The 16,357-nt window shown below is 68.2% G+C and carries 14 protein-coding genes; 4 read left to right on the top strand and 10 right to left on the bottom strand.

Annotated elements, in window-relative coordinates:
• Positions 1-1,353, bottom strand: a complete 1,353-nt coding sequence (locus ASD42_RS06625) for an MATE family efflux transporter (protein WP_056815628.1) — start codon at positions 1,351-1,353, stop codon at positions 1-3.
• 311 nt (positions 1,354-1,664) lie between these two features.
• Between ASD42_RS06625 and ASD42_RS06630 the strand changes: the two genes are divergently transcribed.
• Entirely contained in the window at positions 1,665-2,831 is a 1,167-nt protein-coding gene (locus tag ASD42_RS06630; RefSeq protein WP_056811523.1) for an MFS transporter, read from the top strand.
• Positions 2,832-2,833: 2 nt separating this feature from the next.
• Here ASD42_RS06630 and ASD42_RS06635 read toward each other — a convergent pair whose 3' ends face one another.
• The 7 genes from ASD42_RS06635 to rimP all read right to left on the bottom strand — a co-directional run bounded on the left by ASD42_RS06635 (position 2,834) and on the right by rimP (position 10,057).
• Positions 2,834-3,832, bottom strand: a complete 999-nt coding sequence (locus ASD42_RS06635) for a DHH family phosphoesterase (RefSeq protein ID WP_056811527.1) — start codon at positions 3,830-3,832, stop codon at positions 2,834-2,836.
• Between the two features lie 119 nt (positions 3,833-3,951).
• Positions 3,952-4,398: a 30S ribosome-binding factor RbfA gene (gene rbfA / locus ASD42_RS06640; protein WP_056811530.1), complete on the bottom strand. Its 447-nt coding sequence runs from the start codon at positions 4,396-4,398 to the stop codon at positions 3,952-3,954.
• A gap of 82 nt (positions 4,399-4,480) precedes the next feature.
• Positions 4,481-4,774, bottom strand: a complete 294-nt coding sequence (locus tag ASD42_RS06645; protein WP_056811534.1) for a DUF503 domain-containing protein — start codon at positions 4,772-4,774, stop codon at positions 4,481-4,483.
• Positions 4,775-4,867: 93 nt separating this feature from the next.
• The gene (infB, locus tag ASD42_RS06650) at positions 4,868-7,897 is read right to left on the bottom strand and encodes a translation initiation factor IF-2 (protein WP_056811537.1); all 3,030 of its coding nucleotides are present in this window, start codon (positions 7,895-7,897) and stop codon (positions 4,868-4,870) included.
• A 108-nt stretch (positions 7,898-8,005) separates the two neighbouring features.
• A complete protein-coding gene (locus ASD42_RS33670; protein WP_084787114.1) occupies positions 8,006-8,317 on the bottom strand; it encodes a YlxR family protein in 312 nt (103 codons plus the stop codon).
• A gap of 70 nt (positions 8,318-8,387) precedes the next feature.
• On the bottom strand, positions 8,388-9,416 hold the full coding sequence (nusA, locus tag ASD42_RS06655) for a transcription termination factor NusA (protein ID WP_056811539.1): 1,029 nt from the start codon (positions 9,414-9,416) through the stop codon (positions 8,388-8,390).
• Positions 9,413-10,057 (bottom strand): ribosome maturation factor RimP, encoded by a 645-nt coding sequence (gene rimP, locus ASD42_RS06660; protein WP_056811542.1) that lies wholly within the window; start codon positions 10,055-10,057, stop codon positions 9,413-9,415. Before rimP ends, nusA begins: the two co-directional genes overlap by 4 nt.
• Positions 10,058-10,214: 157 nt before the next feature.
• On the opposite strand from rimP, the gene ASD42_RS06665 reads away from it, so the two are divergent.
• Positions 10,215-10,970 carry a hypothetical protein gene (locus tag ASD42_RS06665; RefSeq protein ID WP_235569330.1) on the top strand — a complete coding sequence of 252 codons (756 nt, stop codon included), beginning with the start codon at positions 10,215-10,217 and terminating at the stop codon, positions 10,968-10,970.
• Positions 10,967-11,398, top strand: coding sequence for a ferritin-like domain-containing protein (locus ASD42_RS06670; RefSeq protein ID WP_056811543.1), 432 nt, complete (start codon positions 10,967-10,969; stop codon positions 11,396-11,398). The genes ASD42_RS06665 and ASD42_RS06670 overlap by 4 nt, the downstream gene beginning before the upstream one ends.
• A 51-nt stretch (positions 11,399-11,449) precedes the next feature.
• On the opposite strand, the gene ASD42_RS06675 is transcribed toward ASD42_RS06670, so the two are convergent.
• Positions 11,450-13,201 (bottom strand): acyl-CoA dehydrogenase family protein, encoded by a 1,752-nt coding sequence (locus tag ASD42_RS06675; RefSeq protein ID WP_056811546.1) that lies wholly within the window; start codon positions 13,199-13,201, stop codon positions 11,450-11,452.
• Positions 13,202-13,459: 258 nt separating this feature from the next.
• A complete protein-coding gene (locus ASD42_RS06680; protein WP_056811549.1) occupies positions 13,460-15,208 on the bottom strand; it encodes a proline--tRNA ligase in 1,749 nt (582 codons plus the stop codon).
• A gap of 274 nt (positions 15,209-15,482) precedes the next feature.
• Between ASD42_RS06680 and ehuB the strand changes: the two genes are divergently transcribed.
• The gene (gene ehuB / locus ASD42_RS06685; protein ID WP_056811552.1) at positions 15,483-16,352 is read left to right on the top strand and encodes an ectoine/hydroxyectoine ABC transporter substrate-binding protein EhuB; all 870 of its coding nucleotides are present in this window, start codon (positions 15,483-15,485) and stop codon (positions 16,350-16,352) included.
• Positions 16,353-16,357 lie beyond the last annotated feature (5 nt).

Here is a 16,357-nt window from a genome sequence, read left to right on the forward strand (position 1 = left end):
TCACGCCGCCCCGCTCGGTATGTCGGCGCCCACCCTGGCCCAGCGGCCCGACTTCGCCCGGGCGAGGACCGCGACCAACCGCAGCAGCATGAAGGCGACCAGGCCCGACCAGATTCCCGCGACGCCCCAGTCGAAGATCAGCGACAGCCAGATCAAGGGAAGGAAACCGGTCAGGGCGGCGACGAGGGTCGCGGTGCGCAGGAACGCGGCGTCGCCCGCGCCGAGCAGGACGCCGTCGAGGGCGAACACCGCACCGGCGACCGGAATCATGGCGACGAAGAACCACCAGATGACGTGGGCGCGGTCGAGGACCTGAGGGTCGTCGGTGAACAGCAGGGGGATCACGGTCACGCCCGCGGCGAAGACGGCGGCCAGGAGCAGGGCGAAGATCTCGGACCAGACCGTGACCCTGCGGGCGATGCCCTTGGCGCCGTGCGCGTTTCCCGCGCCGAGGGCCGCGCCGACCAGGGTCTGGGCGGCGATGGCCAGTGAATCCAGGGTCAGGGCGAGGAAATTCCAGAGTTGCAGGACCAGCTGGTGGGCGGCGACCGACGCGGCGCCGAAACGGGCGGCCACCGCGGCGGCGGAGACGAAGCAGACCTGGAACGACAGGCTGCGCACGATGAGGTCGCGGCCGAGAACGAGTTGGGCGCGCATCACCGCGGGTTGTGGGCGCAGCGAAACACGTTCGCGCAGCAGGGCATAGGCGAACAGGACGCCGGAGACCGATTGACCGACGAGGTTCGCCACCGCGGAACCGGCCAGTTCCATCCGCGGCGCACCGAGCAGTCCGTACACCAGGACCGGACACAGCACAGCCGAGAGTGCCAGTCCCACCACCACATACGTCAGCGGCCGTCGCACGTCCTGCACGCCACGCATCCACCCGTTGCCCGCCATCGACAGCAGGATCAGCGGCACCCCGAACAACGCGATCCGCACCCAGATCAGCGCCTCGTCGGCGATCTCCCCGCCTCCGGACAGCACCGAACACAACGGCTCCGCGAACAGCTGGATCACCACCACGATCACCAGACCGACCGCCGCACCCACCCAACTGGCCTGCACGCCTTCCTCGACCGCACCCGTCCGGTCCCCCGCACCGTGTCTGCGGGCCGCGCGCGCGGTCGTTCCGTAGGACAGGAACGTCAACTGGGTGCTCACCGACCCGAGGATCACCGCGCCGACGGCCAGCCCGGCCAGCGCCAGCGCCCCCAACCTGCCGACCACCGCGATGTCGAAGAGCAGATACAGCGGCTCGGCGACCAACACTCCCAGCGTGGGCACGGCGATGCCGAGAATGCGCCGTGGCCCCGCCCGGTCGACCTCGCCGCCGGACACGGCTTCCTCCATCGACTCAGCGGACTCCACACCGACCTCCCACAGCACTACGAACCCTTGGCGCGAATGCCGCCGGCCCGCCGATGGTGACACATGGCACCGACAACACCGATCACCCACGAAGCGCCACACCCGCAACCTCGCCGAGAGCATGCGATATCGCCGATCGACAGCTGTTGCGGACATCCGCCGATCAGCACGAAATCGCGGCTACGAAGTATGGACGGCGAGCAGATGGACAGCAATACTGGTCGTTCGCCCAGCTCGGGCGGATGACGTCACACCGCGGACGCCCGGTTCGCCCGAACAACTCAGGATCGACGATGGTGTTTGTGCAGCGATGGCGGGTGATCACGGCATTCGCTCTGGTCGGCGCGGCGACACAGCTGGTGTGGCTCACCTACGCGCCGGTGACGACCGTGGCCGCCGAGCACTTCGGGGTGTCCGAGTCCGCGGTCGGGTGGCTGGCCAATATGTTCCCGCTGCTCTACGTCGTCCTGGCCGTTCCCGCCGGAATCGCGCTGGATCGCTGGTTCCGGCCCAGTTTGATCGCCGGAGCGGTGCTCACCGCGATCGGTGCGGCGCTGCGCCTGCTCGACGGCGGCTTCGCGATCGTGCTCATCGGTCAGACCGTCGTCGCGATCGCCCAACCCCTGGTGCTCAACGCCATCACCGGAATCGCCGGGCATTATCTCGAGGAGAAGGACCGGCCGACCGGCATCGCGGTCGGCACCGCGAGCACCTTCGCCGGTATGGCGGCGGCGTTCGTCCTCGGCGCGGCGCTGCCCGCGGAAAGCCAGCTCATCACTCTCACCGCCATCGGCACGATCTTCGCCGCCTTGGCCGCGATCGCGCTGACCGTCGAGTTGCTGCGCGCGGGCACCGGACCCACGGCGAGCACCTCGACCTCGCTCACCACCCTGCGAGCGACCATCGGCGACCGATATGTGCGCCGGCTCTGCGTCGCCGTGTTCTTCCCCTTCGGCACGTTCGTCGCGCTGGCGACCTATGGCCAGGCACTGCTGGAGCCGTCCGGCGTGAGCGCCGACGCGGCCAGCATCGTCCTGCTGGTGAATGTCCTCGCCGGTGTCGTCGGCTGCGCGGTGATACCGGTCACGGTCCTGCGCCGCGGCGTCGAACTACCCGCCGTGATGGTCGGCCTCACCGCCAGCGCCGCCGCCTGCCTGCTCGTGGCCATAGCCCCCGGCCTGGCGACAGGTTTCCTGGCGTTCGTCCTCATCGGCCTGACACTGTTGCCCGCCCTCCCGATCGTCCTGTCCATGGCCGAACGCCACACCGGCGCCGCGGAAGGCACTGCCGCAGGCCTCATCTGGATGACCGGCAACCTCGGCGGCCTCGTCGTAGCAGGCCTGACCGGCCTCCTCGTAGACCAGCCCGCCCTGGCCTTCACCCTCTGCGCCACCGCAACGATCCTCGGCGTCCCGCTGACGCTGCGCCTACGACGCGACGAGACGGTCGCCGCGACCTAGCGTCAGCCCAGCGCGGCGATCAGCGCGCGCACAACGTCTTCGGCGTTGCCGTAGGTGGTGTAGCCCGCGGCGAAGCGGTGGCCGCCGCCGCCGAAAACGCCGGCGACCGCGGCGACGTCGACGCCGTCGGTGCGGCCGGGGGCGGAGTCGCGGGAGCGCAGCGAGACGGTCCAGCGGTCGTTGTGGCCGCGGGCCTCCTTGAACACGGCGGCGATGCCCGCTTCGGCGGTGGTGCGGATGACATCGATGACGCTTTCGACCTCTTCGGGGCCGACGTCGTGAGTGTCGGCGGCGCGGACCAGCGCGTAGACCAGGCCGACACCGGCGGCGGACGGCACGACCACAGCCGTCGACAGCACCTTCGACAGCATCGGGAGCCAGGCGTAGGGGTGGGTGTCGAGCAGGACGCGGGTGATCTCGGTGCCGTCGATGCCGGTGGCGAGCAACCGCTCGGCCATGGCGTGGCTGCCGGAACGAGCCCAGCGGAACGAACCGGTGTCGGTGACCAGGCCCGCGAACAGGCAGTGCGCGATATCGGCGTCGATCTCCACGCCCCAGGCGTCGAGAAGCCGGGTCACCAGTTCGGTGGTCGAGGCCGCGGATTCGTCGATCAGGTCGACGGTGCCGAAGCCGTCGTTGGCGCGATGGTGATCGATCACCAATGTCATTGCCGCGCCGGGTAATCGGTCGGCCAGCGCACCGAGACGGCTGCGCGCGCCACAGTCGACGACGATCAACAGATCGACCTCGCGCGGCACCTGCGCCGGTGGCACGACCAACTGCACGCCGGGCAGGGTGCGCAGCGAGGCCGGCAGCTCGGCGGGCTCGGCGAAGGACACGCACACCGGTATATCGCGCCGGTGCAGCGCCATGGCCAGCGCGAGCCCGCTCCCGACGGTGTCGGCATCGGGCTGCACATGGCACAGGACGGTCACCGAACGCGCCGCCGCCAATGCGGCGACGGCCGCGCCCAGTTCGGTCCCGTCGCGGACGCTGGTCATCCGGCGTCCACGCAGGCCACCGGTCCACGGCCGGACAGGGCGGTGCCCACCCGGCAGGACGCGACGCCCTGCGTGGTCACTCGAGCTACCGCCCCCGGGCGATGACCGGACATGCCTGCCTACTCGTCTTCGTCGTCGCGATCGACCTTGTACGGGTCGGCGTCACCCGCGTGCTTGGCGTTGGCGGCGACCTTGGCCACCTCGTCGTCGATGGCGCGAGCCCTGGCGAGCAACTCTTCCATCTCGCGGGCCACCTCGGGCACCTTGTCCAGAGTGAAGGACAGGATCGGGGTGAACTTCACTCCGGTACCGGCGCCCACCTTGGACCGCAACACACCCTTGGCCGCGTCGAGCCCGGCGGCGGCTTCGGCGTAGTCGGGTTCGGCGTCGATGGTCTCACCCATCACCGTGTAATAGATATTCGCCTCGCGCAGATCGCCGGTCACCTTGGCATCGGTGACGGTGACGAACCGCAGCCGCGGATCTTTGATCTCGTATTCGATCGCGGTGGCCACAATCGCGGAAATCCGCTTGGCGAGCCGACGTGCCCTGGCTTGATCAACCATGGCTGAGCTCCTCTCTTCGGCGGCGCGGGTGGGGTCCTACGCAGGCTTGCGCCTGGCGGACCCGTGACACCCGTGCCGCAGCCTAGTCTTCGGGTCCGAAGATCCGGCGGCGTACTGCCAGCAACTCTATCTCCGGACGCGCGGCAACGTGCCGCTCACACTTGTCGAGCACCTCGTTCAGGTGTCCCGTTTCCGCACTGACCATGGCCACACCGAGCAGGGCCCGGCGGTGCAGGTCTTGATCTCCGGCTTCGGCGGCATTCACGCCGAAGCGCTTCTGTAGCTCGGCGAGGATCGGCCGGATCACCGACCGCTTCTCCTTGAGCGAATGCACGTCACCGAGCAGTAGATCGAATTCGAGCGCACCGATGAACAGCGGTGCTCACCTCCTGGTAGATGGGGATCCCGCAAGACCCCACGCCGCACCCGAAGAATCGGATGCGGCGTGGGTCGAACGGTATGGCGTTGATCAGTCGCGCGGCTTTTCACGAAGCTCGTAAGCCTCGATGATGTCGCCGTCCTTGATGTCGCTGTAGGTGACGGTCATACCGCACTCGAAACCTTCGCGAACCTCAGGAGCGTCGTCCTTCTCCCGCTTGAGCGAGGAGATGGTCATCGTCTCCGCGACCACTCGACCGTCACGGATCAGGCGCGCCTTGGCGTTGCGCTTGACCGAGCCGGAGGTGACCATGCAACCGGCGATGTTGCCGATCTTCGACGAACGGAAGATCGCGCGGATCTCGGCGCGGCCCAGTTCGACCTCTTCGTAGATCGGCTTGAGCATGCCCTTGAGGGCCTTCTCGATCTCGTCGATCGCCTGGTAGATGACCGAGTAGTACCGGATGTCGACGCCTTCGCGGTTGGCCAGCTCAGTGGCCTTGCCCTCCGCGCGGACGTTGAAGCCGATGATGATCGCGTTGGAGGCCGACGCCAGGTTGACGTTGGTCTCGGTGACGCCACCGACACCGCGGTCGATGACGCGCAGACGCACCTCGTCGTCGATCTCGATACCGAGCAGGGCCTCTTCGAGGGCCTCGACGGTACCGGAGTTGTCGCCCTTGAGGATCAGGTTGAGCTCCGAAGTCTCCTTCAGAGCGGCATCCAGATCTTCCAGGCTGATCCGCTTGCGGCTGCGAGCGGCCAGCGCGTTGCGCTTACGCGCATTGCGGCGATCGGCGATCTGACGGGCGATGCGGTCTTCCTCGACCACGATCAGGTTGTCACCTGCACCGGGCACCGAGGTGAAACCGATGACCTGCACCGGGCGCGACGGGGTCGCCGCGTGGACGTCCGCGCCGTGCTCGTCGACCATGCGACGGACGCGACCGTAGGCGTCGCCCGCCACGATCGAGTCACCGACGCGCAGGGTGCCGCGCTGGATGAGCACGGTGGCAACGGGGCCACGGCCGCGGTCGAGGTGCGCCTCGATGGCGACACCCTGGGCGTCCATGTCCGGGTTGGCCCGCAGGTCGAGCGAGGCATCCGCGGTCAGCAGCACTGCTTCGAGCAGCTGATCGATGTTGGTGCCCTGCTTGGCCGAGATGTTGACGAACATGGTGTCGCCGCCGTACTCCTCGGTGACCAGGCCGTACTCGGTGAGCTGCTGCTTGATCTTGTCCGGGTTCGCACCCTCTTTGTCGATCTTGTTGATCGCGACGACGATCGGCACATCCGCGGCCTGGGCGTGGTTGATCGCTTCCACCGTCTGCGGCATGACGCCGTCGTCGGCCGCGACCACGAGGATCGCGATATCGGTGGCCTTCGCACCACGAGCACGCATGGCGGTGAACGCCTCGTGACCCGGGGTGTCGATGAAGGTGATCAAGCGCTCTTCGTCGTTGAGGTTGGTGAGCACCTGGTAGGCACCGATGTGCTGGGTGATGCCACCGGCCTCGCCCTCAGCGACGTTGGCCTTACGGATCGTGTCGAGCAGTCGGGTCTTACCGTGGTCGACGTGACCCATGACGGTCACGACCGGCGGACGGTGCTCGAGGTCGTCCTCGCCGCCGGCGTCTTCGCCGTAGGTGAGGTCGAACGACTGCAGCAGTTCGCGATCTTCGTCCTCGGGGCTGACCACGTGGACGACGTAGTTCATCTCGCCGCCGAGCAGCTCGAGGGTCTCGTCGTTCACCGACTGGGTCGCGGTGACCATCTCGCCGAGGTTGAACAGTGCCTGCACGAGAGCAGCGGGGTTCGCGTCGATCTTCTCGGCGAAGTCCGACAGCGACGCGCCACGGGCGAGGCGGATGATCTCGCCGTTGCCGCGGGGCAGACGCACGCCACCGACGGCGGGAGCCTGCATGTTCTCGTACTCGGCGCGCTTCGCCCGCTTCGACTTACGGCCACGGCGAACCGCGCCACCGGGACGACCGAAGGCACCCGCGGCGCCACCACGGCCACCGGGACCACCGGGACGACCGCCGCCGCCACCGGGACGACCACGGAAACCACCGGCCGCGGGAGCACCCGCACCCGGAGCACCGGGGGCACCGCCACCGCCACCGCGGTAACCGCCACCGCCGCCACCACCGGGACGGCCTGCGCCGCCACCGCCGGGAGCGCCACCGGGACGACCGCCGCCACCGGGACGACCCGCGCCACCGGGAGCAGGACGTGCCGAACGTGCGGGCATGGCACCGGGGTTCGGACGCGGAGGCATCGAACCCGGGTTGGGACGGGGACCACCGGGACGCGGGGCACCGCCCTGCGCGGCGGCCGGACGCTGACCCTGGCCGCCACCCTGACCGGGGCGGGGACCGCCCTGACCGGGAGCCGGACGCGGGCCACCCTGACCGGGAGCCGGACGGGGACCGCCCTGACCCGGAGTCGGACGCGGGCCACCCTGCGGGGCGGGACGCGGTGCCGGACGCTCACGATCGGGCGCCGAGCTGAACGGGTTGTTGCCGACGCGCGGAGCCTTGGGCCCCGGCTTCGGGCCCGGACCTGCCGGACGCGGACCCGGTGCGGCCGCACCGGGAGTGGTCTGACCCGGACGGGTCTGACCAGCGGCGGGAGCCTGCTCCGGACGCGGCGCGGCGGGAGCCGGACGCGGGCCGGGCGCGGGGGCGCCTGCGGGCTTGGTGGCCGGAGCCTGCTGCGCGGCGGCCGGAGCGGGGCTCGCGGGTGCCGGAGTAGCGGGCTTGGCCTCGACCGGAGCGGCCGGTTCCGGCTTCGGCGCGGCCGGCGCGGCAGCAGCAGCTGCCGGGGCGGGAGCGGCCGGGGCCGGACGCGGACCGGGGCGAGGGCCACCGGGGGTGGGCTTGGCAGCCGGACGGGCTGCTGCTGCCGACGACGGGCCCGGACGGGCCGCCGACTTGGCATCGGCCGCCGGAGCGGACTTCGATGCGACAGATTCACGCAGACGACGTGCGACGGGTGCTTCCACCGTCGAGGACGCCGACTTCACGAACTCGCCTTGCTCCTTGAGCTTCGCGAGTAGTTCCTTGCTTGTGACACCGAGCTCTTTAGCCAACTCGTGCACGCGGGCCTTGCCTGCCACTGCTCTCCTCACTGAGAGGTCGAGCAGTGACGCCGCCTAGGTAAGGCGGGCCCGCACGACCTCGGGTTATCTCCGACGGACGTTCATCGTTGGTGCTTCACGGTGTGCTCATGAGTGCTCGTGCCTGTTCTCGAGGTACTGCTCCAGGGCTGAGATATCCAGATTTCCGGACACTCGTAGGGCTCTGCCGAATGCTCGGCGCCGCTCTGCGGAACGCAAACAAACTGAAACGGGGTGCAACCAGGCACCCCGTCCGGGAAGTCTGCGCCGCGGATCGGGAACAATCGCGACATCGGTGTTCCGATGCCGCGCCACGATCCGCAACAGGTCGGCAGACGGCTCACGCTGACGGCATCCGATACAGGTGCGAACGGATTGCGCGGGCCGGTCCTGTACCCACTCTACCGGTGACCCGGTCATAACGACGAACCCCTCCCCTCCGGAAGTTACGAACATGTCATCCGCAGGCAGGGATTCGACGTGCCTGGAATCAACTACGGTGCGCTTCCGGCCGGACGGAGTCGTCCGGTTCCGGAGCCGCGTCGCTGCGGATATCGATGCGCCAACCCGTCAGACGGGCGGCCAGGCGGGCGTTCTGGCCCTCCTTGCCGATCGCCAGCGAGAGCTGGAAGTCGGGCACGATCACCCGTGCCGCCCTGGCGTCGGGATCGACGACCGTGACCGATACCACCTTCGACGGGGACAGCGCATTGCCGACGAAGGTCGCCGGATCCTCTGCGTAGTCGATGATATCGATCTTCTCGCCCGCCAGTTCGCTCATCACGTTGCGCACGCGCTGGCCCATCGGACCGATGCACGCGCCCTTGGCGTTCACGCCGGGCACGGTGGACTGCACGGCGATCTTGGACCGGTGTCCCGACTCGCGGGCCACCGCGACGATCTCGACGGAACCGTCGGCGATCTCGGGCACCTCGAGCGAGAACAGCCGCCGCACCAGATTCGGGTGGGTGCGCGAGAGCTGGATCTGCGGGCCACGCGGGCCACGCGAGACGCCGTAGACATAGCACTTGATGCGATCGCCGTGCTCGTAGGTCTCCCCCGGCACCTGTTCGGCGGGCGGGATCAGCCCCTCGGCGCCGTTGGCCTCGCTGCCGATGCGAACCACCACGATGCCGCGGGCGTTGGCCCTGGCGTCGCGCTGGACCACACCGCCGACGATCTCGCCCTCGTGGGTGGCGAAATCGCCGAAGGACTTCTCGTTCTCGGCGTCACGCAGCCGCTGCAGCACCACCTGGCGGGCGGTGGTCGCGGCGATGCGGCCGAATCCCTCCGGGGTGTCGTCCCATTCGGAGACGAGGTTGCCGTCGGCGTCGAGTTCACGCGCCATCACCCGCACCACACCGGTCTTCTGGTTGATGTCGATACGCGCGTTGGCCTCGTGGCCGTCGGTGTGCCGGTAAGCGGTGAGCAGCGCCGACTCGATCGCCGAGATCACGGTCTCGATCGAGATGCCTTTGTCGGCGACAATCGCCCGCAAGGCTTCGATTTCAATATTCATTCCGCAACCCCTTCGGTGGGAGTGTCAAGGTGTTGTCCTGGCGCGGCTAGGTCGGCGGGCTCTTCGCCCGGTACCGGGCGGCCCGGCGCGATGCCGCCGGCGAGTTCGAGTTCGGCGGCGCCAGGTGCGTTGAATTCGACCTGGACGACAGCCTCGGCGATATCGGCGACGGGGACATGAACGCGATGTGGCTTCGTCTTGCCGCCGATGACGAGTGCGATGGTGGCGCCGCCGGTCGCGGCGTCGTCGGCGAGTTGGCCGACGCGCGCGTCGAAACGGGCCTTGCCCTCGATCCGCTCGACACCGTCGGCCAGCTTCACGCGGACCTTGCGGCCCTGCGCGCGCCGCCAGTGCCGTTCGGTGGTGAGCGGGCGCTCCACGCCGGGCGTGGTCACTTCGAGCAAGTAGGCCGAATCGCCGAAATCGCCTGCGGCATCGAGAAGTTCGGACATCTCGCGGCTGATCGCGGCGATGGCGTCCAGGTTCGCGGGGCCGTCGCTGTCGACGGTGACCTTCACCCGAACCGGAGCCAACTCGCCGTTGCCCGCAGCCACGATCGCGACGCCCTCGAGGTCGAAACCCCGGCGTGCGACGAGCTCAGCGACTAGCTGGCTCACCCTTTCCTCGGTGGGCATCGGCATATGGGCGGCTCCTGGTTCAGTTGTGACGCGATCGGAAATATCTACGCCGAAGGTCTAGCGTAACGCGCTCAGAGAGTGTAAAGGACCAGGCGCTGGGCGCCACGCACCGGTCCGACTCGGGCGTGCCCGAGGCGTGCCATCTGGCACGATGGTGTTCGTGCCCCACCGCCATACCGTCCCGCCGAGAGCCGGGCGACCTTCCGGCATGCGCGCCGACCGGCACGACCCCCCGCAGTTGCGGGTCGAGCCTGCCACCACGCGCCTGGCCGGGTCGACCCCGGCTCCTACCGGCGCGAACTCGTCGCACCCACCCGTCGCAGTGCCGCATCCCACACCGGTGCAGCAGCTTTCACCCTCCACGCCCGCGCGAGCCGACACACGCTCCACCTGGCGCCGCCGCACGCTGTTCCGTCTGGTCGGAGCGAGCGCGATCGGCATTCCCGCGGTGGCCGTGCTAGCCGCCTGTGCCGAGGACGATACCGTGCACGCGCCGGATCCTCTTGCCGCGCAAGAGATCATGGCCAGAGCCGATGCCGCCGCAGCGACGGCCGCGATCGCGCTGGCGCCGCAGTCGAACGCCGCGCTGAGCACGATCGCCACCGAGCGCACCGCGCACGCCGACGCGCTGCGCACCGAAATCGACCGCGTGCTCGGCGTTTACGGCGACGGCACCACCCCGGTGCATCGCACGGGCGTGCTGACCGTGCCCGGCCCCGACGGCTCCCCCGTGTCCGCTTCGGAGGTCGAGACCGCGGCCGCACAGCCGACCACCGTCGCACAGTTGCGTGATCAGCTGGTTCGCTCCCAACAGTCCGCCGCCACCCTGGCCCGCACCGAATCCGGTTATCGCGCCGGACTTCTCGCGTCGATCAGTGCGGCCTGCGCCACCCAGGCAGGAGTCCTGCTGACATGACCGAACAGCGAAAGACCTTGCAGAACGCGCTCGACGCCGAGTACGCCGCCGTGTACTCCTACGGCCTGATCGCCGCGTACGCCAACGCCGACCGGTCCCGCATGGTCGCCGAGTTCAGCGCCGCGCATCGAGCCCGCCGCGACGCCACGATCGAGCTACTCGAAGCCGACGGCACGGCACCGGACGCCCCCGGCGCCGCCTATACCCCGCCCGCCCCGGTCGACAATCCGATTCCGGCGGCGCATCTGGCGGTGAGCGTCGAATCCGATTGCGCCGCAGCGTGGTACGCGGTCGTCGAAAACGCGACCGCCGAATCGGTGCGCGCCACCGCGACGGAGGCGCTCACCGAAGCCGCCGTTCGCCGCGCTCGCTGGCAGGTGATTCTGGGATCGGTCCCGGTCACCGTCACCTTCCCCGGGCGAGCGTAGGCAAGATCGGTTCCGGGTGAATCGGCGATACACCCGGAACCGAGGGCCCGACTACGGGCGCATCGCGTACGCGCCGTCGTAGGCCTCGACCTGCTGCCACACCCGACCGAAACGCTCTGCGTCGGCAACCGGGCTGCGCAGGGCCCCGATCGCCCAGGCACGCTGGGCCTCGGTGACCGACGGCCTGCCGAGCAGCGCCGCTGCCTGGGTGTTGAAGTCGCGGATCTGGAAGTCGAAGATCTGATCGAGCACATCGCGGTCGAGCCCGGTGAGCTCGGCCTGCTCGAGAATCAACTGCCCGTAGACCACCGTGGAGAACAGGTGGCCGATGGTCAGCATGAAATCCAGGTCCTTCTGCTGGTCCGCGTCGGGAGCCGCGGTGAGCAGCAGGCTGCGCAGCGCCTGGGCCTGCTCGTAGAACCGGCCGACATTCGGGACCTCGGATGCCTGCTCGTAGACGGGGGTCCAGTCGGCGAACTGCACCTTGCCCGCGCCGCGCGCCGGACCCTGCCGCCAGAAGAACGGCTGGTCGCCGGGGGCGAGGTCGGTGCCGATCGCCGGGTATTCCTTCGGGTTGAGCAGGTAGTTCGGCATGAACTTCAGGATCTGACCCACGTTCACGTGCACGGTGCCCTCGAGGCGCGGCAGGTGGTTGATGTAGCGCGAGGCCTGTGCGAAGTAGGTGGCCTTCTCGAATCCCTTGGCCGCCAGCACATCCAGCAGCAGGGTCATCGCGACCTCGGCCTCGGAGGTGACCTTGGACTTGGTCATCGGGTTGAACAGCAGGTAGCGGCGGTCCTCGAGCGAGGCGCTGCGGAAGTAGTCGACGGCGCGGTCGCTGAACAGCTTCATCGCGATCAACCGCGCGTAGGCGTCGACGAAATTGCCGCGCACATGGGCGAAGTCGGTGACGGGGTTGCCGTAGAGGATGCGGTTGTTGGCGTGGGTGATGGCCTCGAAGAACGAGTGCTCGACCATGCCGATGCCGCCGTGGCAGAGGTTGAACTTGCCGACGTTGACGGTGTTGAGCGCGGCCGAGAAGGCCTCCGGCCCTTCGTGCAGCAGGTCCGCGGCGGTCACCGGGTAGTTCTCCAGCCGGAAGTGGCTGACGTACATCTGACCGTGGATGACGCTCTCGATCAGGTGGTAGTCGTCGTGGCGGCTGTCGGCGGCGAACCAGATGTAGCCCGCCGGACCCTCGACGTCGGCGCGACGCGAGAACACCGACACCATCGAGGCGACGTTGCCGTTGCCGATGTAGTACTTCTCGCCGCTCGCCCGGAACAGGATGCCCGCCTCGGCGTCGGCACTGCCCGGCTCGCTCGGGGTGAGGATCAGGTCGGTGTTGTAGATGTCGGCGCCGTGGTCGCGCTCGGACAGCGCGAACGCCATCACCTGACCGTCGTCGAGGTCGGCGGCTGCCTTGCGCTTGGCGACCTCGTTATCGCTCTGCCAGATCGGGCCGAGGCCGAGGATGGTGACCTGCTCGGCGTACCAGTACGCCAGTCCGTAGAACCCGAAGATCTCCGCCAGCGCCGCGTTGCGTGCCGCGTCCCAGCGCTTGTTCGGGTCGCCGTCGGCGTAGGCGGCCGGGGTCAGGAAGGTCGCGAAGAGCTTCTCCTTGCCGACGAACTCGAGGAACTCCGAGGTCCACACCGCGTCGCGATCCTCGACCAGCAGCTGCGCCTTGCCCTTGGACTCGAACCACTCGATGGTGGCCTTCAGCAGCCGCCGCGTCTCGGCATCGAAGTGCTGCGGGTCGTAGGTGGCCGGGTTGAAAAGCAGGCTGGGCGAACTCGTCATGCCCGTTAACTTAGCAGCGCCACCCACTCGCCACGCCGCCCACGCAACTCCCTCACCTGCACTTTCGCCTACGTAGCCGTAAGTTCGAACGACGTGTTGTTGTTTCCCCCAACCGAACAAGGACCAGGTTTCCGAACTCGCCCAGATGTCGAGCAACTCTCGCCGAGAAGAGGCCCCAGGGCGTACGAACCGGCCCTACAGACAGCAATCGCGCTGCCCCACATCAAGCGGGGCAGCGCGATTCATGCGCGATGAAACTCAGCCGCGAACCTTGGCGGTTACCGCGCTCACGGCGTCTTCGGCGGGGATTTCCTCGGCTTCGCCGGTGAAGCGGTTGCGCAGCTCCACCTTGCCCTCGGCCCAGCCGCGACCGATGACCAGGATCCAGGGCATGCCGAGCAGTTCGGCGTCCTTGAACTTCACGCCGGGCGAGGCGGTGCGGTCGTCGAAGAGGACCTCGAGGCCCTCGGCGTCCAGGCCCGCGACGACGTGTTCGGCGCCGTCGCGGGCGGCGGCGTCCTTGTTGGCGATCACCACGTGCACGTCGAACGGGGCGACCTCGGCGGGCCAGCGCAGGCCCTTCTCGTCGTGCTGCTGTTCGGCGATCACCGCGACCATGCGAGAGATGCCGATGCCGTAGGAGCCCATCGTGAGGCGCACCGGCTTGCCGTTCTCGCCGAGCACGTCGACATCGAAGGCGTCGGTGTACTTACGGCCGAGCTGGAAGATGTGGCCGATCTCGATGCCGCGCGCGGACACCAGCGGGCCCGCGCCGTCGGGCGAGGGATCGCCGTCGCGGACCTCGGCGGCCTCGATGGTGCCGTCGGGGGTGAAGTCACGGCCCGCGACCAGGCCGACAACGTGCTTGCCCTTGACGTCGGCGCCGGTGATCCACGCGGTGCCCTCGGCGACGCGGGGGTCGACGAGGTAGCGAACACCGTTGGCGGCCAAGCCCTTCGGGCCGATGTAGCCCTTCACGAGGAACGGGTTGGCGGCGAAGTCGGCCTCGGTGAGCAGCTCCACCTCGGCGGGCTCGACGGCGGCGCCGAGCCGCTTGTCGTCGACCTCGCGGTCACCGGGGACGCCGATGCCGAGGATCTCGGTCTTGCCGTCGGGGTGGCGCAGCTTCACCATCACGTTCTTCAACGTGTCGGCGGCGGTCACCGTGCGGTCGAAGACCTTCGCCTCGTTGGCCCAGTCGACGAGCGTCGCGATGGTGGGGGTGTTCGGGGTGTCGTACTCGACCGCGGCGGCCTGACCCTCGATGGGCAGCGGCGCGGGCGCGGGCGTGACCACGGCTTCCACGTTCGCCGCGTAGCCGGACTCGACACAGCGCACGTAGGTGTCCTCGCCGACGGGGCTGGCGGCGAGGAACTCCTCGGACGCGCTGCCGCCCATGGCGCCGGAGGTGGCGGCCACGATCACGTACTCGACGCGGAGCCGTTCGAAGATCGCCTGGTAGGCCTTGCGATGGGTGGCGTAGCTGTTGGTCAGACCGTCGTCGTCGATATCGAAGGAGTAGGAATCCTTCATCACGAACTCGCGGCCGCGCAGGATGCCCGCACGGGGACGTTCCTCGTCGCGGTACTTGGTCTGGATCTGGTACAGGGTGACCGGCAGATCCTTGTAGGAGTTGTACTCACCCTTCACGGTGAGCGCGAACAGCTCCTCATGGGTGGGCCCGAGCAGGTAGTCGCCGCCCTTGCGGTCCTTGAGCCGGAACAGACCGGGGCCGTACTCGGTCCACCGATTGGTGGTCTCGTAGGGCTCGCGCGGCAGCAGCGTCGGCAGCGAGATCTCCTGGGCGCCGGTGGCGTCCATCTCCTGGCGCACGACGTCCTCGATCTTGCGCAGCGTGCGCAGACCGAGCGGCAGCCACGAGTACATGCCGGGGGCGACCCGACGGACGTAGCCGGCGCGAACGAGCAGTTTGTGGCTGGGCACCTCGGCGTCGGCGGGATCGTCTCGCAGGGTGCGCAGGAACAGGCGGGAGAGGCGGGTGATCACGGATGCACAGGGTAGTCCCTGGTCCGGGCGGGGCGACAGCCGATTACCACCTGAGCGCTCCCTACGCCCCGAAAACCTACCCGCAGATAAAAGCGGATAACAGGTTACCCATTACAAAACCATTTCAATCATCAGATAACAACCTGATAACGTAACCGCATCTGGCAATTATTTGGTGACTACATTTTCTCTATAAGTCAATTACGTACTTACAACAGAAAATTGGCAGCGGCGACGCTGCCCTTGGGAGGTCACAATGGCTGAGACGAAATCCATGTCGAAGCGCTGTACAGCGGTGTTCACCGGTGCCGCGTTGGTGGCCGCGGCCCTCGCCGGATGCACCAAGACCGAGACCACCGAGAGCGGTCAACTCCTGCAGTCGCTGAAGGACAAGGGCACGATCACCGTGGGTTTCGCCGGTGAGGCGCCCTATTCGTTCGAGGACGGCGGCCAGCTCACCGGCGCCACCGTGGCACTGCACAAAGAGATCTTCGCCAACCTCGGCATCAAGACCGTCGACGGTGTGCAGACCGAGTTCGGCGCACTGATCCCCGGCCTGCAGGCCAATCGCTTCGACGCGGTCAGCGCCGGAATGTCGATCTTGCCGAAACGCTGTGAACAGGCATCTTTCAGCGAACCGGAATTCATGTACACCACGGCGCTGATGGTGAAACCCGGTAATCCGATGAATTTGACCGATATGCAGTCGATCAAGGCCAGTGGCGCGAAGATGACCGCGATGACCGGCGCCATCGAATCCGATTACGCCAGCTCGCTCGGCATCGACGCCACCCAGGTCGCCACCCCGCAGGACGGGATGGACGCGGTGACCTCCGGGCGCGCCGACGTGTTCGCGCTCACCGCGATCTCGCTGAACTGGCTCAAGAGCCACACACCGAACGCCGCCGTCGACGTGACGCCGTCGTTCGTGGCCGTCATCGACGGCAAGCCGCAGGTCGGCGCCGGCGGCACCGTGTTCCGTACCACCGATCCCGACCTGCTCGCCGCCTACAACGCCGAGCTGGCCAAGATCACCGGCGACAAGGACAAGTACCTGTCGATCGTGGGCAAGTTCGGGTTCACCGAGCGCGAGCTCCCCGATCCGAAGTACACGACGGCCAAGCTGTGCAAGGGCGAAATCTGATCCAC

This window comes from Nocardia sp. Root136 (genome assembly GCF_001427185.1).
GTDB classification, from domain to species: domain Bacteria; phylum Actinomycetota; class Actinomycetes; order Mycobacteriales; family Mycobacteriaceae; genus Nocardia; species Nocardia salmonicida.

Bases quoted from the DNA above. Each gene is read 5' to 3' on its own strand.
- ASD42_RS06675 (WP_056811546.1), bottom strand. From the start codon at position 13,201: ATGACGAGTTCGCCCAGCCTGCTTTTCAACCCGGCCACCTACGACCCG.
- ehuB (WP_056811552.1), top strand. From the start codon at position 15,483: ATGTCGAAGCGCTGTACAGCGGTGTTCACCGGTGCCGCGTTGGTGGCC.
- ASD42_RS06635 (WP_056811527.1), bottom strand. From the start codon at position 3,832: ATGACCAGCGTCCGCGACGGGACCGAACTGGGCGCGGCCGTCGCCGCA.
- rimP (WP_056811542.1), bottom strand. From the start codon at position 10,057: ATGCCGATGCCCACCGAGGAAAGGGTGAGCCAGCTAGTCGCTGAGCTC.
- ASD42_RS06630 (WP_056811523.1), top strand. From the start codon at position 1,665: ATGGTGTTTGTGCAGCGATGGCGGGTGATCACGGCATTCGCTCTGGTC.
- ASD42_RS33670 (WP_084787114.1), bottom strand. From the start codon at position 8,317: ATGACCGGGTCACCGGTAGAGTGGGTACAGGACCGGCCCGCGCAATCC.
- nusA (WP_056811539.1), bottom strand. From the start codon at position 9,416: ATGAATATTGAAATCGAAGCCTTGCGGGCGATTGTCGCCGACAAAGGC.
- ASD42_RS06670 (WP_056811543.1), top strand. From the start codon at position 10,967: ATGACCGAACAGCGAAAGACCTTGCAGAACGCGCTCGACGCCGAGTAC.
- rbfA (WP_056811530.1), bottom strand. From the start codon at position 4,398: ATGGTTGATCAAGCCAGGGCACGTCGGCTCGCCAAGCGGATTTCCGCG.
- ASD42_RS06625 (WP_056815628.1), bottom strand. From the start codon at position 1,353: ATGGAGGAAGCCGTGTCCGGCGGCGAGGTCGACCGGGCGGGGCCACGG.